Consider the following 20,069-nt stretch of genomic DNA (forward strand, 5'->3'; position numbering starts at 1 on the left):
ACTTTTGAAATATGTATATTCGACTTGTAAAGGAACTTTTCCTTCTCCATCGAAAAGTTTTATAAATATATTTCTATATTTATAAAACAAGGCACGATTAAAATCGTGCCTTGTTATTTTATTATGCAGCGTTTTCTACTAAGAAGTCTACAGCTTTACGCACTTTAAGATCTTCAGCTAAAGCGTCTACGCTTCCAAGAGCTTGCTTGATAGCGTCTACTGGCATACCGTACATTTCAGCCATTTTTTCAACTTCTGCAGTTACTTCTTCTTCAGTAACTTCGATGTTTTCAGCTTCAATGATAGCTTCAAGAACAAGATTGATTCTTACACGTTTTTGTGCATCTTCTTTCATTTGCTCTTTTAATTTGTCAGCGTCAGTACCTGTGAATTGGTAGTAAAGCTCAAGGTTCATACCTTGTTGGCTTAAACGTTGCTCGAATTCACGAACCATACGATCTAACTCAGTGTTGATCATAGCTTCTGGAATTTCGATTTCAGCGTTAGCAGCAGCTAATTCTACTACTTCGTCACGTACTTTGTGCTCAGCTTCGTGCTTTTTGCCTTCTTCTAAGTTTGTGCGAAGTTTTGCTTTTAATTCATCAAGAGTTGCAACCGCTTCGTCTGCTTCTTTAGCGAACTCGTCGTTTAACTCAGGAAGTTCTTTTGTTTTGATTTCGTGAATTGTTACTTTGAATGTTGCTGGTTTGCCAGCTAATTCAGCAGCATGGTACTCTTCTGGGAATGATACTTCAACGTCTTTAGACTCACCAGATTTAAGACCGATTACTTGCTCTTCGAAACCTGGGATGAATGTACCAGAACCGATTGCTAGAGAGTAGTTTTCGCCTTTTCCGCCTTCAAATGCTTCACCATCAACGAAACCTTCGAAGTCGATTACAGCTGTATCACCGTTTTCAACAGTTCCTTCTTCTTTAACAACTAGTTCAGCTTGACGCTCTTGTAAAGATTTTAATTCGTTCTCTACATCTTCGTCAGTTACAGTTGTTTCAACTTTTTCTACTGCTAAACCTTTGTACTCACCTAATTTAACTTCAGGTTTCACTGTAACTTTTGCAGTGAAGATAAGGTTAGCATTTTTTTCGAACTTCTCGATGTCGATTTCAGGATGATCAACTGGGAAGATACCAGCTTCTTCGATCGCTTCACCGTATGCTTTTGGTAAAATGATATCTAAAGCATCTTGGTATAAAGATTCAATACCAAAGCGTTGTTCGAATAATGGACGAGGCATTTTTCCTTTACGGAAACCTGGTACGTTAATTGTTTTTACTACTTTTTTGAACGCAGCGTCGATAGAGTTGTTTACTTCTTTAGCATCAACTTCGATTGTTAAAACGCCAACGTTACCTTCTAATTTTTCCCATTTTGTAGACATTTATTCTTTCCCTCCAACTATAATAATGTATGCACATACCTCTATAGATTAAGATCTTCATTATCTCTTTTTTGAAATAACAAATACACAAATAATCCTCTAGCAAAAGCTTTCAGATATAATGTTCCAATCTACTAATTGCCCAGAAGACAACTACGGTATATTTTGTTCGAGAATAATATGAAACATATTAAGTAAGAGAATTACACTTCTCTTCTCTTACAAACAGGCAGATTTCTGCCTTTTGCAACCCTTACATTATAACATAGAATATGCTCGTTTCAAGAACTGAACGATTCTTTTTCATAATTATACGGGCAAATATCCTTCTCTTTCAACACGTAATAACCATTGATAGGCAATATGAAACTCTTCCAATTCGATATTATATGCTGCCATAAGCTCTTCTTCATCTATAGCCAATCCGAAACGCTTTCTTCCAATTCTCTCTAAAACAGCTGACCAAATCTCTTCTTTATCCATTAATAGAGCGAATGGGAAAACGCTAATTTGCAACTCTTTCCAATATGTAACCATTGCTTCAAATATATCGGGATAATTTTGCTCTAATCGGCTTGATAATTTATGTATAATGTTATTGGATTGCTCCTCATTATGACCTGTAAATGCTGGAATCACCTTAATCGTATTTCCAAACTTTTCTACCTCTATTTCTTCTTCTACCTGACTTTCTATCATTTTATACAAAATAGAAGTTTTCAAATAGGGGTGCTGCTCTTCGTCTATTAAAAATTTCTTTAAAACAGGTAATGCAAGATCTAAGTCTTTTAACGAAAGTCGCTGAATCGCTCTTAGCTTCTGTCCAAAGTTTTCTCCAAAAATTTCATTAGTAAACTCATCCAATTCAAAATTTGAATCCACTAGCGATGCGTCTCCCTCATTTAGCATACCTTCTGCAAATAAAGCAAGCTGCGCTAATTTTTCCTTTTGATCAGGCATTATATCTTTCGTTTGTAAAACCTTTTCAACAGTTTCAATAACACCTTCATAATCATTTGTTTGAACTAAAATAGTTACGTACGTTTCAAGAATATCACCAAATAAGACAACTCCTGTTTTAAGCAACTGTTCACATTTGTCTTTCGCTTCTTCCATACGTTTTAATTCGAGTAAACAAATAACTGAAGCTAATTCCGTTTGTTCCGTTTCCGCATTATACTGACGTAATATTTCAAAGCAACGCAATGCATCTTCGAATTCCCGCTCTTTCAGCGCTAAAAAACCTTCATCAATATAGCGCTCTGATAGTTGTGGAAACAATACGACCGTATTTTCTTTTTTATCCATACGTCCGCCTCTTTTTCTTGATTTTAATTATGTTCAAAGTAAATATATCAAATGCGTAATGAGAACACAACATCCCTAAACTATTTGTTTGAAATATAAAAATATTTAATTTTTACATTCCAATACGAATAAATTTCTACTAAAAATTAAAATTGTACAAATAAAAATCCCCAGCAACAAGCGCAGAGGATTCATCATTAATGGAAAGCTTTTATAATTGTGGGGTATATTACAAGGGTAATAATTTGGAGAACAATAATTGCCATAACAATCATGCTAAAATAGAAGATTGGTTTACTTCGCTTCATTAAAAACATAATAATAAGCATCGTACAAGCAAACAAACTTAAGAAGAACAAACTTGTTGTCGAACTAAGTATACCACTTGGGACAAAGAACAATAACACTACACTACAAGTACCTATAATTCCAAATAACCATTCCATTCATTCACTCATTCCCTTTCCCTCTCATGGCTGTTTTCTCTAAGCGATCAAATGTTTCACAACATCAACTACATACGTTAATTTCTCATACGCTACAAATCCAAAAGCAACCGTTAAGCCCGTTACAACTAATCCTTTCATCATTTCTTCCTCCTTGTTTTATCGTTGTTATCTTCATTATAAAAGATTAGCAATTTCTTACCATCGAACTACCTTACAGTTACCTTACAGAATTGTAAGATTTCAAAAAGAGATTGAAAAACACCTCATATCGCTTGAGGTGCTTTCACGGAATTTCTCTATAATTACTTGTAAAATCAACTTTTTTCTTTTAGTTATTTTTGAACGAATCGACTCTTAAACTAATAGATTTACTAAATAATTTAGAATCAAAATAATTATTCGTTACTTTTCTTAACTTACTTTCAGATATTTTCGTATTAGAAGAAAACAACTGGTGAAAATCGTGTTAATATATTTTTGTACAATTAAGAATTTAATTTACAAGGGGGATTATATATGTTTAAAAAAATGGCGGCAGATGTATTAGGACTAAGCGATGTAGGTTCTGTCATTACACCTAAAGACTATGATAAGGTCGATGCTGATGATTATGTGATGCATGAAGATGGGGAGAAAATTTACTTTCTAATTAAATCCAAATCAGATGAATATTGCTTCACAAACAAAGGGTTAATTCACTTAGACGGTACAAGCGCAACAAGTAAAAAACGTACACTACGCCGCTTTAGTTATAGCAAATATCAAATTAAAAACGTAGCACTTGAAACTGCAGGAACGATTGATTTAGATGTAGAAATTAAGTTTCAAATGGGCGATGAACATTACTCAATTGATGTTCATAAAAAACATATTGAAGAATTAAAAGATTTATATAAGGCTTTACTTAAAATCGAAGAAATTTCATACGACAACGATATTACATTACAATATGCACATAAAAGTTTAGATATGGCATCTAATGCCTTTAGCCGTATTTCAAACGCACAAGTAAACTTAGCAGAGCAATTTAAAGAAATGAACGAGATTGCCTTTAACTGGCTTGTTGATACGAAGAAACAATATAATGTGAAAGATTATGGTTTTGTCTTTGACAAGTTTATTAACAACTAATTTTAAATACACAAAAAACCTTGTTATCAAAAGATAACAAGGTTTTCTTAGCGTCCCAGGAGAGATTCGAACTCCCGCTCCGCCCATTTCCGTACTATTTTATATATTTGGATCGCAGTCTTAATATATCTTCTCCTTCGCGAATGCCTGCCGATCCCTTCCTCACATTTTTTACGACAGTCCAATTCGGGTTAGTTTCATCACCGATATTCTGTACTGTAAAATTGCCATCACCATATTTCCGGTGACCTTCTGCCAATTTCTCCGTTAAATCATTCTCATTTGATCTCGCCATCTTTGCGCCATCTCCCTTTTTTATACGACCTTCTTAAACCCTCTAACCAATCACAGGTCCAGTCAATTGGAGATTCTCGTTTTCCGCTTCTATTAATTGTAACACACTGCCGGGGATAAGTTCCGACAATCGATGCTCAATCTTACTAGAATGGTAAAGAGTTTGATAATATTGTAAGTAAACAATTAAGAGAATCTGGATATGGTTTTCAATACGTGCATAAACCATTTGATGAGCCTGAACAAACAAATAATATAACTGACTAGCAAAGAGCGTTTTTTAAGCGCTCTTTTTAATGCACTTTAATCTGTTGCATATACTCATTATCATATATCCCGTTATAATATTTTTAAACCTCTTGCACATACATCAATTTGTAGACAAACAAAAAACCTTGTTATCAAAAGATAACAAGGTTTTTTTAGCGTCCCAGGAGAGATTCGAACTCCCGACCGTACGCTTAGAAGGCGTATGCTCTATCCGGCTGAGCTACTGGGACATGGAGCGGGTGAAGAGAATCGAACTCTCGACCAGAGCTTGGAAGGCTCTTGTTTTACCACTAAACTACACCCGCATATGTTATTTTCTTTTCTTCGTTAGCGCCGTTGCCCTATCGACAATATTTATTATATGTATAACCACACATAAAGTCAACACCTTTTTTAAAAGAGGATAAATTTTCTTATCCTCTTTTAAAAACTGCTTGTTCAACTAGTTGTCCGTCTAACGTTTCGAAACGAACTTCCATTTGATTTTCATCCATTTCTAATAAAGCAAATGTCTTTTCTACACGCTGACGTGGTAATAAAATACTGCCTGGATTAATAAATAAAACGCCCTCGATTAATTCCGCACCTAATACGTGAGAATGTCCGAAGCATGCAACTTGCGCTCCCACTTCTTCAGCATGGTACGCTAGCGTTTGTAATGTCATTTTCACATTATGGCGATGTCCATGCACTACTAAGAAGCGAATTCCATCTACATCAGTTACAATTTCATCTTGAAAGTTAGCATAATCACAGTTTCCTTTTACAACATGGAAACCTTGCAGTTCTTCATGAGCAGGCGTTAGCTCTGAATCACCGCAATGAATCATGATATCTACTTTCCCTTCATATTTCTCTTTCAACTGCTGTAATTCCTTCACAGAGCTATGACTATCGCTTACGATTAAAGCTTTCATCATTCTCTCTCCCTTATTCTCCTAAAAACCATTCCGGGATTTTTTCTTCTAACTTACGAAGAGCACGGCCACGATGGCTAATAGCATTTTTTTCATCTGAACTTAATTCCGCCATTGCTTTTTTGTATTCTTCCACATAAAAAATCGGATCGTATCCAAAGCCATTTTCTCCGCGGCGTTGTTCTAAGATAAATCCTTCACATGTCCCATTTACAATGACAGGCTTTTTATCACCTTCAGGGAAAGCAACTGCTAATGCACAATAGAAACGAGCTTTACGCTTTTCAAAGTCAACGCCATTTAATTCTTGTAACACTTTATCGATATTTGCTTGGTCATTTTTCGGTTCACCAGCAAAACGCGCTGAATACACTCCTGGTTTTCCATTTAAAGCATCTACAATAAGACCCGAATCATCCGCAATTACGATAGAATTCAACTGTCTACTCAAACTATCCGCTTTTAAGATCGCATTTTCTTCAAATGTTTCACCAGTTTCTTCGACTTCTTCAATATGAGGAAAATCGTGTAATGATTTCACTTCTAAATCAAATCGCTCAAATAACTCAGCAAACTCACGTACTTTTCCCATATTTTTTGTCGCTACAACAACTTGTTTCATACTTTCCACCTCTACTCTATATGAGATACGATGTCACCTAAAGCTTCTTTTTGTATATCAATCAGTTGGAAAATGCCTTTTTCCGCAGCATCAAGTAGTTCATTTAACTGCGCTCTACTAAACGTCGCTTCTTCTCCAGTTCCTTGCACTTCAACAAATTGGCCTTTTCCAGTCATAATTACGTTCATATCAACGTCTGCTTTAGAATCTTCTGCATAGTTTAAATCTAAAACAACACCTTGCTCTTCAACAATTCCTACTGACGTTGCTGCTAAATAATCTTTTACTGGAATCTTAGATACTTTTTCTGCTTGTAATAATTTCTCGAAAGCTAATACCATCGCTACATATGCACCTGTAATAGACGCTGTTCTCGTTCCACCATCTGCTTGGATAACATCACAGTCAATCCAAACTGTTCTCTCGCCAAGCGCTTCTAAATCAACTACCGCACGTAATGCTCGTCCAATTAGACGTTGAATTTCCATTGTACGTCCTGCTACTTTCCCTTTACTTGACTCCCTAATTGTACGTTGTTCTGTCGCACGTGGAATCATCGCATATTCAGCTGTTACCCAGCCCTTTCCTTCTCCACGCATAAATGGCGGGACACGCTCTTCAATTGTCGCTGAGCAAATCACCTTTGTATCCCCAACTTCAATTAATACAGATCCCTCTGGATGTTTTAAATAATTCGTATGAATATGTATATGGCGTAATTCTGTTTTCTCTCTACCATCTACTCGCATAAAAATAACCTCCTCTTAATTACTACTCGTTAGTATAGCCAAATTTAAATGTATGATATGTATACAATAAAAGAAGGAGAACCCAAAAAGCAATTCTCCTTTCTTACTTAAGTATATCAAATTATTCAAGATTAAAAACTACCTGTATTCACGTTTTCTGGACGATCTACAGGTTTTATTAACTTTCCGCCCTTTTCATCTATAAGATTTGCTTTTCCATTCACTTCAATAGAAATATTTTTCACACCTTTCTTTTCTGTTAAAGATAAAACTAACGACTTCAATACGTAATTTGAGATCATATTTTTATCTGGGTTTACAAATATATTTTCATTAAAGTTTAATGTAAGATTTCCGTCTTGTAATTTCGGATTCGTAATAAGCTTAACGCCTGGATTAAAATCATTCAGGAGCGATTGATGGATCGGACCTTTTACAAGTTCATCTATAATTGCTGCATAGTCATTTTCTTTACCTTCCGCAACGCGGCGTGTGACTGGTACGTAGTATTGCTGTTTATTATTATTTTGCGCCATAAAATACAGTGTGACTGGTTTTGTATTTGTTACATCTGCTACTTGTTCATCATCGAAGTTAATACCATTTGCACGGCTCACTCCTTCACCAAGCGGTGTACCAGCAACCGGCATCTTCGCCAATTTCTCACCATTTATTTGGAACTGCACTTGTTTTATCTCTGTAAATTGCGTCAACGTCCACGCTATAGATTCAATGATTTGACGCTCTTCTTCTTTCGCATAGTTTTTCATTTCTTTAGAGAAATCAATAACTGCCGTCCCGTCCTTTTTCAAATCTAAAGTCATCGTTGTATTCGCCGGAATGACTGCACGAAACCCATTCGGTAATAAATTCGTTACCGGTCCATCTTTCACAAGGTATTCTAACGTTTGCTTCACAGTCTCATTTGCTTTCGGAGTAGGTATAGCTAACGTTTGTGGTACAACATAACCATTTTTATCAACAAGGTATAGTTCTCTATTTACCATTTGCCCTTGCTTATCTTTTTTAGCTACTTCTTTCTTCCCACCCTCTGTATACGTAACTTGTTTTGGCGGATCAATTTGTTCAGTTGCTTTCTCCTGATTTATAAAGCCACACCCTGTTAGTAAAACAGCGCTCACAGTAGCACCAACAACCCATTTAAAAGTGGATTTAGGCATGCCATTCCCCCCTAAAATCTAAGTTTGTACTATTATGTATACGAGCCGTTTCACATTTTAGAACAAGCTGTGCCTCTTATAAAGTGAAACTTTAATCAGTGGAGGGTCTAACTGCCCAGCAAATAGCAAGATAAAACAAAAAACTCCTGATTTCTCAGGAGCTCACTTATATGAATTCTACTATTATTCTTTTTCTAAATGAATATGCTTCACATTTTCAATCGGTTGACCGAACCATTTTGATGCAATTTCTTTAAACAAGCCTATTTTTCCTGTTGTTAAGAAGAGATGATCGCTTTGTTCTTCTCCTTCATTCAACATTTTACTATGATATAAGATTGTACTTACTTCACGTGCTGTTTCATCACCAGAACTAATTAGTTGTACTTTATTTCCCATTACTTTTTTAATAACAGGTCCTAAAATCGGATAGTGTGTACACCCTAATATAAGTGTATCAATATCGGTACTTTTCAGTGGTTGCAGCGTTTCTCTTACAACTTCATACGCCATTTCACTTTCGAAATTCCCACTCTCTACAAGTTCAACGAAAGGTGGACAAGCTAAACTTTCTACCATAACACGGTTATTAATAGACTTTAACGCCTCTTCGTATGCACCACTTTTCACCGTTCCAATCGTTCCAATAATCCCAACGTGATACGTGTTTGTCACTTTTAAAGCTGTACGTGATCCTGGGTGAATAACTCCTACTACTGGAATTGGTAATTGTTTTTGCATCTCTTCTAATACAACTGCAGTTGCTGTATTACACGCAATAACTAACATTTTAATATTTAAATCTAGTAAATGCTCCGTCATTTCCCACGTAAATTGACGTACTTCTTCTCGAGAACGTGGACCATAAGGACAACGTGCTGTATCTCCTAAATATATGATACGCTCTTTCGGCAACTGACGAATTAATTCCTTCGCTACTGTTAAACCGCCAACTCCTGAATCGATAACACCGATTGCTCTATTCAACTTCATCACCCGTTTTCTCATTCATCATCTTTTATGTTTATCATTATATTTTACACACTTTAAGTTCGCTCACTTCAAATGCTTCTGTATGAAATTTTTCATTTGCCCATGTATAGACTAGGACCTTTTTTATTTTGCTCCTTTTTTTCATAATTTGCAAGATAGAAAAATAACCGACCTTCTATAAGAAAGTCGGTTTCTTCTATATAAAGTGCATATTCATTGATCCATCTTTTTTTGAAAAGAAGACATTCCCATTAATAAGACGAAATGAACAGAAATTAAAATGACGATCAAAATAAAATTCAATCGATAACTATTTGTTGATTCCATAATTTTGCTTGCTACAGCTGGTCCGAATGCCATACCGAAAAAGTTAATTAAATTATATAAACCAAGGCCGACTCCAACTTTAGCTGGATTTAATGTTTTCGGAATAAATGTGTTTAATGATACTTGAATTGCCGAATAACTCATAAATGTTAAAATAACCGCAAATAAAATAAAGAGTAAGTTCCCGTCTGGAATAATCCCTAAAATTAAAAAGCCAATGATCATAACTACAGACGCTACATACATCATCCTCACATTCCCAAACGCAGGAATAATCTTTCCGGTAATAAAACTAGATACAATACCAAAGAGAGATGCAACAAACAATACAATTCCAATAACGAACGGAGACAATCCGTGCCCTCTTCCTAACAGTAATGGTAATAATAATAAACTAGCACATAACGCCACATTAATGATAAATCCGACCGCTATTAAACGCAGGAATGGTTTATTTGTAAACAACTCAATATCAATAAACGGCGACTCTGCTCTCTTCATATGAGCCTTGAATAAAAATAGGAAAGCAACAGATAACACAAAAAGCCAACTATTAATATTCACTCCTAATAAAACGGTCGTAATCAATACAAATAATAAAAATGCTCCAATGAAATCAAAGTGGAACACTTCATCGGTATGTTGCACCTCTTCTGGCATAAATTTTACGAGCAAGAAAATACCAACCATTGAAATAACCATAAATAAAAATAAATACGGCCACCCTAACGTATTTGTAATTGCCCCACCAACTAAAGGTCCAATACCAACCGCTAATGCAATAGAAGAACTAATCATTGCTAACGCACCCGGTTTTTTAGCTGGAGCAACTAATTTCGCCACCGCAATCATACTAAGCGCAATAAACGCTGCTCCTCCGCTCGCCTGCACTAGCCTTGCGAAAATGATAATCTCATAAGATTGATTCACAAACCCAACAATAGAACCAGCTACAAATATGATAATAGAAATAATTAATAGCCTTTTTACACTGTAACGATCAGCCAGTTTTCCATATATCATCGAACCGATACCGACGACTAAAGAATACCCTACTACAACCCAACTTACTTTCGATTGACTAATTGATAAATCATTAGCAATATCCTCTAGCGCTACATTAAATAACACAGCGTTCATCGGTCCTAACAAAACAATAAAACATAATGTAAAAACAAACCATTTCGAATGGTTACTTATATCTTTCCCCATGTGTAACACTCTCCTGATTGCAATTTTAAAACTGTCAAACTATAGATAAAAAAATGAAGTTATTTAAATGTTGTATCACCACTAAACAACTTCATTAAATGTATAAATGGTGCTAATTTATCGCGCGATAAATTGAATTCGAAACGAAACACGTATATTGTTCGATATTCATGGAACTATCATAGTTTCAGCATTACAGTTTGTCAACGAAAAACATACAAAGTAAACTAATTTAGTCTTTTTAGTTTACTTTGTTCAAAAGTTATTATACACTAATTTCGAAGCTGATATAAGGAGGACTGGCATGATTATTCAAATTTGCATTTTTTAACTTAATAAAATGAAACGAATACAGAACTTTTATATAGAAGAGACATTATAGGAGGATTATGATGAAGAAAAAAATGTTAGTTGTATTAACAAGCGTAGAAAAATACCCAAATTTAAGTAGGGCTACCGGACTTTGGCTCGGTGAAGCTGTACATTTCGTAAAAAAAGTAGAAGAAGCGGGTTACGAAGTTGATTACGTCAGTCCACAAGGCGGTTATACACCAATTGATCCACATAGTTTAGCAATGGCGGAGAGCATCGATTGGGAATGGTACCAAAAGAAAGAGTTTATGAATCGCCTCGGTTCTACAATGAAACCAAGTGAAGTGAATCCAGAAGACTACGCTGTTATTTATTACGCAGGTGGTCACGGGGTTATTTGGGACTTCCCAGAAAATAAAGAACTTCAAAATATTAGCCGCAATATTTATGAAAACGGCGGTATTGTTTCTTCCGTTTGTCATGGAGCAGCTGGTTTATTTCATATTACATTAAGTAATGGGGATCGTTTAATTAGCGGTAAGAAGGTAACAGGCTTTTCAAATGAAGAAGAAAAATTAGCTGAATTAGATCAATTCGTTCCATTTTTAACAGAAGATGAACTCATTAAAAATGGAGGACTTTACGAAAAAGCTGCACAGCCTTGGGAAGCTTTTGCTCTAGAAGATAATCGTGTTATCACTGGTCAAAACCCAGCTTCAGGTGGTTCAGTAGCCGAATTAGTATTAAAACAGTTGCAAAAATAATATGTACTAAAAAAGCAGATTTCCCTCTACTAAGGGAGATCTGCTTTTTTACGAAATCATTTGCAAAATAGCAATAACTTCTTTTTCAATTTCAGAATCATCAATTGCTTCTATATACTCTGGTTTAAAAAGTTGATACTTCTTTAATTGATAAAAATCAAATATCGCTTTCTTTAAAGTAATATCGTACTGAATACAAAAAGAATGATCTATAATACGTCGTAACATCACATCATCTTGTACCATAAATAATTGTGCATTCATTTTATTAAAATAACCTTGTTCCATACCCGCTTCAAAAAACATTTGCAAATTATGATTACGATTTTGTTGTGCAGCGACTAATTGATCTGACAAATGCGGATATGCTTCTTTCAAATCTTGCAAAAAAACATCCGAAATATATGTCACACATTTTAAAGAGTGGATAAACGTCTTTTGGAAACGTTCTGCAAAAGACATGCTTTCATCTTGATTGTCCGCATCACCTTCGAGTAGATAATTTATAAAATCCTCTACTACCGCCTCAATAATTTCATCTTTCGAAGAAAAACGTTTATATAAAGTAGCTTTACTAATATCCATATATTTCGCAATTTCATCTATTTTCAATTGGCTAAAACTCGTCTTTCTAATAACGGGCTTTATTTTATTAATATAAGTATTTGCACATGCGACTTTTCTCATTTAAAAGAGCCTCCCCTTTTGTCCATACAAAATAGTATAGCAAATTCACGAATGATTATAAATGAAGTTATTATACTCATTATGCTTTTTTAGTTTATTACATTTTCATATACTATACATAAAGAACTAGAATCCATTATCACCAACTGGACAGTTACAAACCAATTTTGAGGGGGGAATTTTAGGATAAAAATACCCACTACCTTTGTTAGTAGCGGGTACTTTTTCTATAATTTATTTACAGCCCTTTTTATAACCTTACCTATTTCCACGCTAGACTGTGGATTTTGCCCTGTAATTAAATGCCCATCTACTACCACATGCGGCGTAAAATTAGGCGCTACATAAAACAAAGCTCCTTCTTCTTTCAACTTACTTTCTAACAAAAACGGAACGCGCTTTTCTAAATGTACAGCTTTTTCTTCATCGTTTGTATAACCTGTTATACGCTTACCGGCAACAAAAAACGAGCTATCCTTATTTTTCACACCGACTAAGGAGCTTACTCCGTGACAAACAGCCGCTACAATCCGGTTATTGTTATACATATTCTCAATCAAATTTGCTACATATGGATTGCCTGGAAAATCTACAATCGCCCCGTGCCCACCACCAAATAAAACCGCATCATAATCCGAGAAATGAACATTTGAAATCGGCCTCGTATTTTGTAATAAAGAAGCTACATGCTTGAATTCGCGAGGTATACCATTCGGAATAGACACTCTATCTATAGGCACTCTCCCGCCTTTTATTGACACAATATCAACATCAAACTTAGCCTTTTTAAATAAATGATAAGGAGCTGCGAGCTCTTCAAGCCACAAACCCGTCGGGTGTCCATTCATATCATGAGCACTTGTTGAAACTAACAGTATCCTTTTCAACATATCCCCTCCTTATTACCTATTTATGTATGGAGTGTTCTTATCATTCATATAGCAAGTGAAGCAAACAAAAAAATAGCCGACTCTTTGTATAAAAGTCGGCTGCTTTCTTATAGTTCGAGCTCTCCCATACGAAGAAGCTCCACAACTGCTTGTGAACGTCCTTTAACCCCTAGCTTTTGCATTGCGTTTGAGATGTGGTTGCGAACTGTCTTTTCACTTATAAAAAGTTCACCTGCAATTTCCTTCGTTGTTTTATCTTGAACCAGTAATTCAAATACTTCTCTTTCTCTCTTTGTGAGTAAAGGTTTAGATTGATACGCTTTTTCCTTCAACTGGTATAACCCTCCTTGCTTAAGCCAGAGCTGTGTATGTGTAAGTTGGGTGTTTATTTAGTCAAGATATTGTATGAACGAAATGTGCAGGTGGTGAATGAAAATGGGCTTTATTTCCTATGTTATTTTAGACTTTTATACAGTGCGTACACTCTTTTTATCCACTTACTTTCCAACGCGCCATATTTGTTCTAGCAATATACTTACAACCGTACCTACAAATAAACCATTACCGAATATATATTGCATAACAGACGGCAAGGATTGGAGTGCTCCAGACGGTAAAAACATAACGCCGCTGCCAAATAATACTGCAACGCCTAAAATCGTTACATTCCTTTCACTCATCGGCACTTGTTTTATATTATTAAATCCAATTCCAATTAACTGTACGAACGAAGCCATTAAAACAGCCGATGCGACAGCAGATGGTAAAGATGCTAAGTAACGAATAATACTTGGAAAAAGAGACATTACGACTAGTAACGCACATGCCATTAAGAACGATTGTATATACTTTTGTTTTGTTAAACGTATAAATCCTGCCGTTGCTGGTAACGGAACGACACCTACAGTTGAAAATACAGAAGAGATGATATGTGAAATCCCCCCAACCCATGTTCCAGCTTTCAACTGTTTTTGTTCAATAGTCGCTTTATGAATAGTTGCTTGATTAATTGCTATAATAGCTGCCACCGTATTCGAAACTAAAATACATACCATAACGAAACTTGACACAGCCATACCTGTATTCCATTTCGGAAGTCCCCAAGCAAATATATGTGGAAGTTGCACAAAATGAGTTACTTGAGATGGGATTGTCACTTTTCCTGCAATGAGAAAAATAATCCACCCACTAATTAATCCTATTAAAACTGCATAACTTTTGACAAAGCCTTTTCCGAAATTAGATAGTATAATAACGAACAAAAATATACTAAACGCGATCATTGCTGTAAATCCGTCAATTTGAGAAATAGTAGCTGTAATCCCTAACATTCCTTTTAAAAATACACCACTTAATTGTAAACATAATAAAAGTAAAAACGTCCCTGTCACAAGCGGCGTAAATAAAAATAAAATACGTCCTATAAAACCAGTTACTCCTAATCCTATTAAAATAACACCGGAGATTATCATTCCTAATTCTAAAATTTGCAGTGTACTATGTAATTGATCCTGTCCGGCCGTTGCATAAGCAAGCACGGTAAATACACCAACCCAAGATCCAGCCGGCCCATCCGCAATTGGCAGTCTATGCCCAAGCCAGCCTTGTAAAAAAGAAGATATACCAACTACAAAAAACGTACGCTGCATTAAATAAAATATTTCTTCCGTCGTAAGATGAAATAATCCGCCAACGACAATTGGTAGTGCGATTGAATTTGCTAATAAAAATATAAACCATTGCAAAGTTCCCATAATATGATTTTGGTTATGTTGATTGTCCAAAATTTTCATCCCTTCTAGCTTTCCTATAAAAAATATACTGTAAGAATAAAAAAGAAGAGTTCTAGACTTACCATTAGAACCCCCCTCAAAATATTTAAACGATTCTTCTACACAAGATTATTTAATTCCACCTCATTTAAACTTCCAACAACAATATTTCCTTTATACACGACTAAACGTTTTTCTGTTTGACGCGCTACTGCTTCAGCAGCGCATGTCGCATTTGTCAAAACAAAACTCGCTTCATCCCCTACATTCGGCCATACTCGCTTCCCTTCATTATTTAACGTTTCTTTTCCTCCTGTAATAAAGCGAAGTGCTTTTCCTAAAGACCTTTCGTCACTCCACCCAAAACGCTCTGCTAATCGATTCGCCTTTTGAAGCATATCACCTGTTCCAAACGGTGACCAATGATCTGTAATACTATCATTTCCTAATGAAACCTTAACACCTTTTTTATCTAATAACGGAATTGGGATTACTTGTTTACCAATTGGTACCGTTGAAGTAATATCAATATTTACATTTGCGAGTCTTTCTGCCACTTCTTCAGCCTCTTTATCAGTAACACCACCAAGTCCAAGTGCATGACTAATTGTTACACGACCTTGCCATCCTGCTTCTTCTGTTAAACTTGCCAATCTCTTCATCGTAAATGTTCCAAGATTATTCGCATCATGCAAATGAATATCAACATCCGCATTAAATTCTACTGCGATATCCATAATTGTATGTAATGATTTTTCAATGTCATTATCCACTGTAGCTGGATCTACGCCTCCGACTAGATGAGCACCCATACGCATCGCATCTTTCACGAGTTGCACAGAATTACTGCGCAATAATCCATGTTGCGGAAACGCAACAATTCTACTAGACACTCGATTTTTATATGTTTCTAATGCCGCTAACGTCGCCTCCAAATTACCAAGCCCAATAATTGGATCAACATTACAATGCGTTCTAATATTCGTTGCACCATTTTGCAGTAGTAACTCTAGCATATTTTCCGCTCTATTTTGGGCAGTCGCTAATTGCTTTGGTAAAATTTTTTCTTCTTCATTAAAACGTGTAAAAATACTTTCTGCTGGCATACAAGCTTTCCAAGGACCACTATAATATGTCTTATCAATGTGAATATGCATCTCTTCGAAAGCGGGCAAAATTAATAAACGATTAGCATCAAGAATGAGTACCCCTTCCTCTTGAACAGTCCCTGCTATAATTTTTTTAATTCGTCCCTCTTCAATAAGTAAACTACATAACTCTGTTTCTGTTTTTGAAATTCTCCCCTCTTCATATGTATACCCCGATTCAAGCGTTACATTAGTCAACCAATATACCGTCATCTCTATTTCCCCACCCTTTATTAAAAGTTACCTCTTACTATAACTTTAATATAAACTGAAAATTAAGACAATTAATATGACTGTTCCCTAAAAAAATGTCATACAACCTCATAGTCTCCTCATAGATTTCCATATAGAATAGAAGTATAGAGTTTGCTATAAAAAGGAGTGTATTGGAAGATGTCAAAAAGATTATGTAAATCCGAAACTGATAAAATGCTATTTGGTATATGCGGTGGTTTAGGAGAATATTTTGATATTAGCTCTACTCTCATTCGCATACTTTGGGTCATTGCAGTTTTATGTTTTGGGACGGGGTTTTTAGTTTATTTTATTTTTTTATTACTTATGCCACGCTCTTACTAATAACATTCTTTCATATATTTGAGCATAGTGTATACAAAATCCCCTATAGATTTTTCTATAGGGGATTTTTTCATGAAGAATATTTCATCGTTAAATGTAATACCGCCACTTCTTCTTCTTCATTTTTATAAATATGCTTCTTATTCGCTTCAAATTGAATGGAATCAAACTCATTTAATTCATATACATCATTCTCCACTTGAATAGACACTTTCCCTTTCATTACCGTTACAAGCTCAATCGCACCTTCATGATGAGCTTCTGGTTCATATATACTATTTGATCGTAAACAAGCACGGTGCATTTCCATCCCTGTTTCTTTCGTATAACGGAACATCGTTTCTAAATGCCATGCTTGTCCTACATCTACTGCAAATCCTTCTCCACAGCGCGCAACGGCTACTGGTTCTCCAAAAACCATTAATCTAGATAAAGGAATTGATAACCCTTTCGTTATTTTCCAAATGACAGCTAGCGTCGGATTTGTTTCCCCTCTTTCGATCTTTCCTAATGTTAATTTACTAACTCCTGTTTTATGAGCTAATTCTTCTAAACTTAATTTCTGTTCATTTCGAATTTGTCTCAATAACTGTCCAACTTGTTGAATGACTTCTTTCGTTTGCATATCTTCATTTTCTTTCATATATAAAACCACCTCGAAGTATAAAATAGTTTACTTTTATTCAATTAAAGTATATCATACTATACATAATTATTTATTTTGAAAGGAGTGCTATACTTCATGCGCGCAATTTTATTAGGTCTTTTATCATCGGCCTTTTTTTCTGCAACCTTTATTATTAATAGAGCAATGAATGTATCTGGAACGAGCTGGGCTTGGACAGCTTCCTTCCGTTTTTTATTTGCTCTCCCTATTTTATTCCTTATCGTTTTATTTCGCAAAAACTTTAGGGGATTATGGGAAGAGTTAAAAAAACATCCATTGGCGTGGATCGGATGGGGTTCTGTTGCCGGTATTGGTTTTTATTCTTTATTAAGTTTCGCAGCTGTCTTTTCTCCAGCTTGGCTCGTTGCTGGAACTTGGCAAGTTACGATTTTAGCTGGTTTACTACTATCACCACTATTTTTTGTGAAAATAGAAACAAAATCAGGTACGAAACTTGTACGTGGAAAAATTCCACTTCGTAGCTTATATGTTGCTTTATTTATTTTACTTGGTGTAATTTGTATGCAAGCAACTGCCGCAGGCCATATTACAATGACTCAGTTCATTTCAGGTTTTTTACCTGTCGTATTAGCCGCTTTCTTATATCCGTTCGGTAACCGAAAAATGATGGAGCTTGTTGGCGGACGCCTTGATACGTTCCAACGTGTATTAGGAATGGCAATTGGAAGTCTTCCTATAACAATTTTGCTTGGTGTATACGGATTTTCTACTACGGGTATTCCAACATCTAGCCAAATGCTTCAAGGATTTTTGTTAGCATTATGTTCCGGCGTTATTGCAACGATGACATTTTTCTTTGCTACTGACTTAGCAAAAGATAACCTGGCTTTACTTGGAGCTGTTGAAGCAACACAAGCTGGAACGATGGTCTTTACCGTACTTGGAGAAATTGTTTTCTTGAATGGTTCGTTTCCTGGCGGGCTTTCCCTACTTGGAATGATTATTATTATGTTAGGAATGGTTGCAAATAGTATTTTAAACCGATCTATTCCAGCCGTTAAACAGAAAAAACCAGCATAAAAAAAGAGTATGGTTCTATAGAGATGAACCATACTCTTTTTTATTGTCCCCCTATTTTGCCTTATCAGAATAGTATTTCATTGGCTGTTTATACTAAAACGTATGTTATAATACGTTTCATGCGCATTAATAGGAGGTAAATTATGTTAAAAAAAGCAATCGCTGAATTTATTGGTACCTTTGTACTTGTATTATTCGGAACTGGAGTAGCTGTCACTGGCGGCGGAATCGAAGGAATTGGAACATTAGGAATCGCTATGGCTTTCGGCTTATCTATTGTAGCTATGGCATATAGCATCGGAACAATTTCTGGATGTCACATTAACCCAGCAGTATCAGTAGCTATGTTCATCAACAAACGCATGAACGCTATGGAACTTTGTTATTATGTATTAGCTCAAATTTTAGGTGGTTTATTAGGAACTGCAACGTTAGTAACAATTTTAAAATCTGCTAAAACACCTTTAGATAATTTAGGACAAAATGGTTTCGGAACTCTTGGTTTATCTGGAGCATTTTTAGTTGAGTTCATTTTAACTTTCGTATTTATTTTAGTTATCGTCGCTGTAACAGGTAAAAAAGGAAGTTCTTCTTTAGCTGGACTAGTAATTGGTTTCACATTAGTTTTAATCCACTTATTAGGAATTCCGTTAACTGGAACATCTGTTAACCCAGCTCGTAGTATCGCACCAGCTTTATTTGTTGGTGGAGAAGCACTTTCTCAACTATGGGTATTCATCGTAGCACCAATTCTTGGTGGTATCTTCGCAGCTATCGTAGGTAAATTCATTTTAAATACTGAAAAATAGAATTTTCAATATTTCTGAATAAAAAAAGCGAGCCCTCATTATGAGGAAGCTCGCTTTTTTATTCTTTCATTTTAGACTTTAAATTTGTAACTAATTGATCTACCGTTACATTTGCAAGCACGTTTTCCATCGCTTCTTGCGCTTGCATTAAAATAATTTCTAATACTGATTGAATATTAGCTCCTACTGGACATTCAATGTTGGGATTTTCATGGAAGGAAAATAGCTGTCCTTCTTCTACAACTTCCACTGCTTTATATACATCAAGTAATGTAATTTCTTCTAAATCTCGAGCAAGTGTCGTACCACCTTTACCAGCTTGTACATCAACAAGTCCTGCTCTCTTCAACATTCCTGTAATGCGACGAATCACAACTGGATTTGTATTCACACTACCGGCAATCCATTCAGAGGTACAGCGAGAGTTTCGATCTATCGCAAGTAATGTCAGCATATGAACACCTACTGTAAAACGACTACTAATCCCCATCTGCACACCCTCCTTTTTATTCATTCTATTAAAAGACGACTCTTATTATTATATACTA

General features: G+C 35.5%; 22 protein-coding genes and 2 tRNA genes. 5 read left to right on the plus strand and 19 right to left on the minus strand.

The window, feature by feature from the left end:
* Positions 1–121: 121 nt before the first annotated feature.
* The 3 genes from tig to OXT04_RS13400 form a co-directional block, all read right to left on the minus strand.
* Positions 122–1,399 carry a trigger factor gene (gene tig / locus OXT04_RS13390; RefSeq protein WP_000105215.1) on the minus strand — a complete coding sequence of 426 codons (1,278 nt, stop codon included), beginning with the start codon at positions 1,397–1,399 and terminating at the stop codon, positions 122–124.
* Between the two features lie 309 nt (positions 1,400–1,708).
* Positions 1,709–2,707 carry a hypothetical protein gene (locus OXT04_RS13395; RefSeq protein WP_000358255.1) on the minus strand — a complete coding sequence of 333 codons (999 nt, stop codon included), beginning with the start codon at positions 2,705–2,707 and terminating at the stop codon, positions 1,709–1,711.
* 197 nt (positions 2,708–2,904) lie between these two features.
* Positions 2,905–3,153: a hypothetical protein gene (locus OXT04_RS13400; RefSeq protein ID WP_001983650.1), complete on the minus strand. Its 249-nt coding sequence runs from the start codon at positions 3,151–3,153 to the stop codon at positions 2,905–2,907.
* A gap of 519 nt (positions 3,154–3,672) precedes the next feature.
* On the opposite strand from OXT04_RS13400, the gene OXT04_RS13405 reads away from it, so the two are divergent.
* Complete coding sequence (locus tag OXT04_RS13405) at positions 3,673–4,287, plus strand: PH domain-containing protein (protein ID WP_000473868.1); 615 nt, start codon at positions 3,673–3,675, stop codon at positions 4,285–4,287.
* Between the two features lie 94 nt (positions 4,288–4,381).
* On the opposite strand, the gene OXT04_RS13410 is transcribed toward OXT04_RS13405, so the two are convergent.
* From OXT04_RS13410 to OXT04_RS13450, 9 genes are all read right to left on the minus strand, one after another.
* Entirely contained in the window at positions 4,382–4,582 is a 201-nt protein-coding gene (locus OXT04_RS13410; RefSeq protein WP_000124460.1) for a hypothetical protein, read from the minus strand.
* A 425-nt stretch (positions 4,583–5,007) separates the two neighbouring features.
* Positions 5,008–5,081: transfer RNA gene (locus OXT04_RS13415), tRNA-Arg, on the minus strand.
* 1 nt (position 5,082) lies between these two features.
* Positions 5,083–5,156 (minus strand) — tRNA-Gly (locus OXT04_RS13420).
* A 108-nt stretch (positions 5,157–5,264) separates the two neighbouring features.
* On the minus strand, positions 5,265–5,768 hold the full coding sequence (locus OXT04_RS13425; protein WP_000645488.1) for a metallophosphoesterase: 504 nt from the start codon (positions 5,766–5,768) through the stop codon (positions 5,265–5,267).
* Positions 5,769–5,781: 13 nt separating this feature from the next.
* Positions 5,782–6,390, minus strand: coding sequence for an XTP/dITP diphosphatase (locus OXT04_RS13430; protein ID WP_000815949.1), 609 nt, complete (start codon positions 6,388–6,390; stop codon positions 5,782–5,784).
* A gap of 11 nt (positions 6,391–6,401) precedes the next feature.
* Complete coding sequence (rph, locus tag OXT04_RS13435; protein ID WP_267415220.1) at positions 6,402–7,139, minus strand: ribonuclease PH; 738 nt, start codon at positions 7,137–7,139, stop codon at positions 6,402–6,404.
* Positions 7,140–7,270: 131 nt separating this feature from the next.
* Positions 7,271–8,320, minus strand: coding sequence for a spore germination protein GerM (gene gerM / locus OXT04_RS13440; RefSeq protein WP_001126743.1), 1,050 nt, complete (start codon positions 8,318–8,320; stop codon positions 7,271–7,273).
* 183 nt (positions 8,321–8,503) lie between these two features.
* Positions 8,504–9,313, minus strand: a complete 810-nt coding sequence (gene racE / locus OXT04_RS13445) for a glutamate racemase (protein WP_016512279.1) — start codon at positions 9,311–9,313, stop codon at positions 8,504–8,506.
* Between the two features lie 213 nt (positions 9,314–9,526).
* The gene (locus OXT04_RS13450; protein ID WP_000513863.1) at positions 9,527–10,852 is read right to left on the minus strand and encodes an MFS transporter; all 1,326 of its coding nucleotides are present in this window, start codon (positions 10,850–10,852) and stop codon (positions 9,527–9,529) included.
* 392 nt (positions 10,853–11,244) lie between these two features.
* Between OXT04_RS13450 and OXT04_RS13455 the strand changes: the two genes are divergently transcribed.
* Positions 11,245–11,928: a type 1 glutamine amidotransferase domain-containing protein gene (locus tag OXT04_RS13455; RefSeq protein ID WP_000728528.1), complete on the plus strand. Its 684-nt coding sequence runs from the start codon at positions 11,245–11,247 to the stop codon at positions 11,926–11,928.
* A gap of 48 nt (positions 11,929–11,976) precedes the next feature.
* On the opposite strand, the gene OXT04_RS13460 is transcribed toward OXT04_RS13455, so the two are convergent.
* The 5 genes from OXT04_RS13460 to OXT04_RS13480 form a co-directional block, all read right to left on the minus strand.
* Complete coding sequence (locus tag OXT04_RS13460) at positions 11,977–12,615, minus strand: TetR/AcrR family transcriptional regulator (RefSeq protein WP_065229399.1); 639 nt, start codon at positions 12,613–12,615, stop codon at positions 11,977–11,979.
* A gap of 227 nt (positions 12,616–12,842) precedes the next feature.
* A complete protein-coding gene (locus tag OXT04_RS13465) occupies positions 12,843–13,505 on the minus strand; it encodes a type 1 glutamine amidotransferase domain-containing protein (RefSeq protein ID WP_086422834.1) in 663 nt (220 codons plus the stop codon).
* Positions 13,506–13,612: 107 nt separating this feature from the next.
* The gene (gene gerE / locus OXT04_RS13470) at positions 13,613–13,837 is read right to left on the minus strand and encodes a spore germination transcription factor GerE (protein WP_000659484.1); all 225 of its coding nucleotides are present in this window, start codon (positions 13,835–13,837) and stop codon (positions 13,613–13,615) included.
* Between the two features lie 165 nt (positions 13,838–14,002).
* Positions 14,003–15,298: a purine/pyrimidine permease gene (locus tag OXT04_RS13475; RefSeq protein ID WP_267415231.1), complete on the minus strand. Its 1,296-nt coding sequence runs from the start codon at positions 15,296–15,298 to the stop codon at positions 14,003–14,005.
* Between the two features lie 98 nt (positions 15,299–15,396).
* A complete protein-coding gene (locus OXT04_RS13480) occupies positions 15,397–16,638 on the minus strand; it encodes an amidohydrolase family protein (protein ID WP_000219588.1) in 1,242 nt (413 codons plus the stop codon).
* Between the two features lie 180 nt (positions 16,639–16,818).
* Between OXT04_RS13480 and OXT04_RS13485 the strand changes: the two genes are divergently transcribed.
* Positions 16,819–17,004 (plus strand): PspC domain-containing protein, encoded by a 186-nt coding sequence (locus OXT04_RS13485; protein ID WP_097925187.1) that lies wholly within the window; start codon positions 16,819–16,821, stop codon positions 17,002–17,004.
* Positions 17,005–17,074: 70 nt separating this feature from the next.
* Here OXT04_RS13485 and OXT04_RS13490 read toward each other — a convergent pair whose 3' ends face one another.
* Positions 17,075–17,647, minus strand: a complete 573-nt coding sequence (locus OXT04_RS13490) for a helix-turn-helix domain-containing protein (RefSeq protein WP_000661921.1) — start codon at positions 17,645–17,647, stop codon at positions 17,075–17,077.
* Between the two features lie 99 nt (positions 17,648–17,746).
* Between OXT04_RS13490 and OXT04_RS13495 the strand changes: the two genes are divergently transcribed.
* Together OXT04_RS13495 and OXT04_RS13500 are read left to right on the plus strand one after the other, a co-directional pair.
* Positions 17,747–18,712: a DMT family transporter gene (locus OXT04_RS13495; protein ID WP_090976979.1), complete on the plus strand. Its 966-nt coding sequence runs from the start codon at positions 17,747–17,749 to the stop codon at positions 18,710–18,712.
* Positions 18,713–18,855: 143 nt separating this feature from the next.
* Complete coding sequence (locus OXT04_RS13500; protein ID WP_000913213.1) at positions 18,856–19,521, plus strand: aquaporin; 666 nt, start codon at positions 18,856–18,858, stop codon at positions 19,519–19,521.
* A gap of 58 nt (positions 19,522–19,579) precedes the next feature.
* On the opposite strand, the gene OXT04_RS13505 is transcribed toward OXT04_RS13500, so the two are convergent.
* Entirely contained in the window at positions 19,580–20,011 is a 432-nt protein-coding gene (locus tag OXT04_RS13505) for an Rrf2 family transcriptional regulator (RefSeq protein WP_000512998.1), read from the minus strand.
* Positions 20,012–20,069: the final 58 nt, after the last annotated feature.

Origin of the sequence: Bacillus sp. GC_Bacil_1 (assembly GCF_026540675.1) — a bacterium.
GTDB classification, from domain to species: domain Bacteria; phylum Bacillota; class Bacilli; order Bacillales; family Bacillaceae_G; genus Bacillus_A; species Bacillus_A cereus.

What these genes read in the sequence shown, in the direction of transcription:
- OXT04_RS13505 (WP_000512998.1), bottom strand. Translation starts at nt 20,011, where the DNA reads ATGGGGATTAGTAGTCGTTTTACAGTAGGTGTTCATATGCTGACATTA.
- OXT04_RS13465 (WP_086422834.1), bottom strand. Translation starts at nt 13,505, where the DNA reads ATGTTGAAAAGGATACTGTTAGTTTCAACAAGTGCTCATGATATGAAT.
- OXT04_RS13450 (WP_000513863.1), bottom strand. Translation starts at nt 10,852, where the DNA reads ATGGGGAAAGATATAAGTAACCATTCGAAATGGTTTGTTTTTACATTA.
- rph (WP_267415220.1), bottom strand. Translation starts at nt 7,139, where the DNA reads ATGCGAGTAGATGGTAGAGAGAAAACAGAATTACGCCATATACATATT.
- OXT04_RS13410 (WP_000124460.1), bottom strand. Translation starts at nt 4,582, where the DNA reads ATGGCGAGATCAAATGAGAATGATTTAACGGAGAAATTGGCAGAAGGT.
- tig (WP_000105215.1), bottom strand. Translation starts at nt 1,399, where the DNA reads ATGTCTACAAAATGGGAAAAATTAGAAGGTAACGTTGGCGTTTTAACA.
- OXT04_RS13495 (WP_090976979.1), top strand. Translation starts at nt 17,747, where the DNA reads ATGCGCGCAATTTTATTAGGTCTTTTATCATCGGCCTTTTTTTCTGCA.
- racE (WP_016512279.1), bottom strand. Translation starts at nt 9,313, where the DNA reads ATGAAGTTGAATAGAGCAATCGGTGTTATCGATTCAGGAGTTGGCGGT.
- OXT04_RS13455 (WP_000728528.1), top strand. Translation starts at nt 11,245, where the DNA reads ATGAAGAAAAAAATGTTAGTTGTATTAACAAGCGTAGAAAAATACCCA.
- OXT04_RS13460 (WP_065229399.1), bottom strand. Translation starts at nt 12,615, where the DNA reads ATGAGAAAAGTCGCATGTGCAAATACTTATATTAATAAAATAAAGCCC.
- OXT04_RS13490 (WP_000661921.1), bottom strand. Translation starts at nt 17,647, where the DNA reads ATGAAAGAAAATGAAGATATGCAAACGAAAGAAGTCATTCAACAAGTT.
- OXT04_RS13395 (WP_000358255.1), bottom strand. Translation starts at nt 2,707, where the DNA reads ATGGATAAAAAAGAAAATACGGTCGTATTGTTTCCACAACTATCAGAG.
- OXT04_RS13480 (WP_000219588.1), bottom strand. Translation starts at nt 16,638, where the DNA reads ATGACGGTATATTGGTTGACTAATGTAACGCTTGAATCGGGGTATACA.
- OXT04_RS13475 (WP_267415231.1), bottom strand. Translation starts at nt 15,298, where the DNA reads ATGAAAATTTTGGACAATCAACATAACCAAAATCATATTATGGGAACT.
- OXT04_RS13400 (WP_001983650.1), bottom strand. Translation starts at nt 3,153, where the DNA reads ATGGAATGGTTATTTGGAATTATAGGTACTTGTAGTGTAGTGTTATTG.
- OXT04_RS13485 (WP_097925187.1), top strand. Translation starts at nt 16,819, where the DNA reads ATGTCAAAAAGATTATGTAAATCCGAAACTGATAAAATGCTATTTGGT.
- gerM (WP_001126743.1), bottom strand. Translation starts at nt 8,320, where the DNA reads ATGCCTAAATCCACTTTTAAATGGGTTGTTGGTGCTACTGTGAGCGCT.
- OXT04_RS13430 (WP_000815949.1), bottom strand. Translation starts at nt 6,390, where the DNA reads ATGAAACAAGTTGTTGTAGCGACAAAAAATATGGGAAAAGTACGTGAG.
- OXT04_RS13500 (WP_000913213.1), top strand. Translation starts at nt 18,856, where the DNA reads ATGTTAAAAAAAGCAATCGCTGAATTTATTGGTACCTTTGTACTTGTA.
- OXT04_RS13405 (WP_000473868.1), top strand. Translation starts at nt 3,673, where the DNA reads ATGTTTAAAAAAATGGCGGCAGATGTATTAGGACTAAGCGATGTAGGT.
- OXT04_RS13425 (WP_000645488.1), bottom strand. Translation starts at nt 5,768, where the DNA reads ATGAAAGCTTTAATCGTAAGCGATAGTCATAGCTCTGTGAAGGAATTA.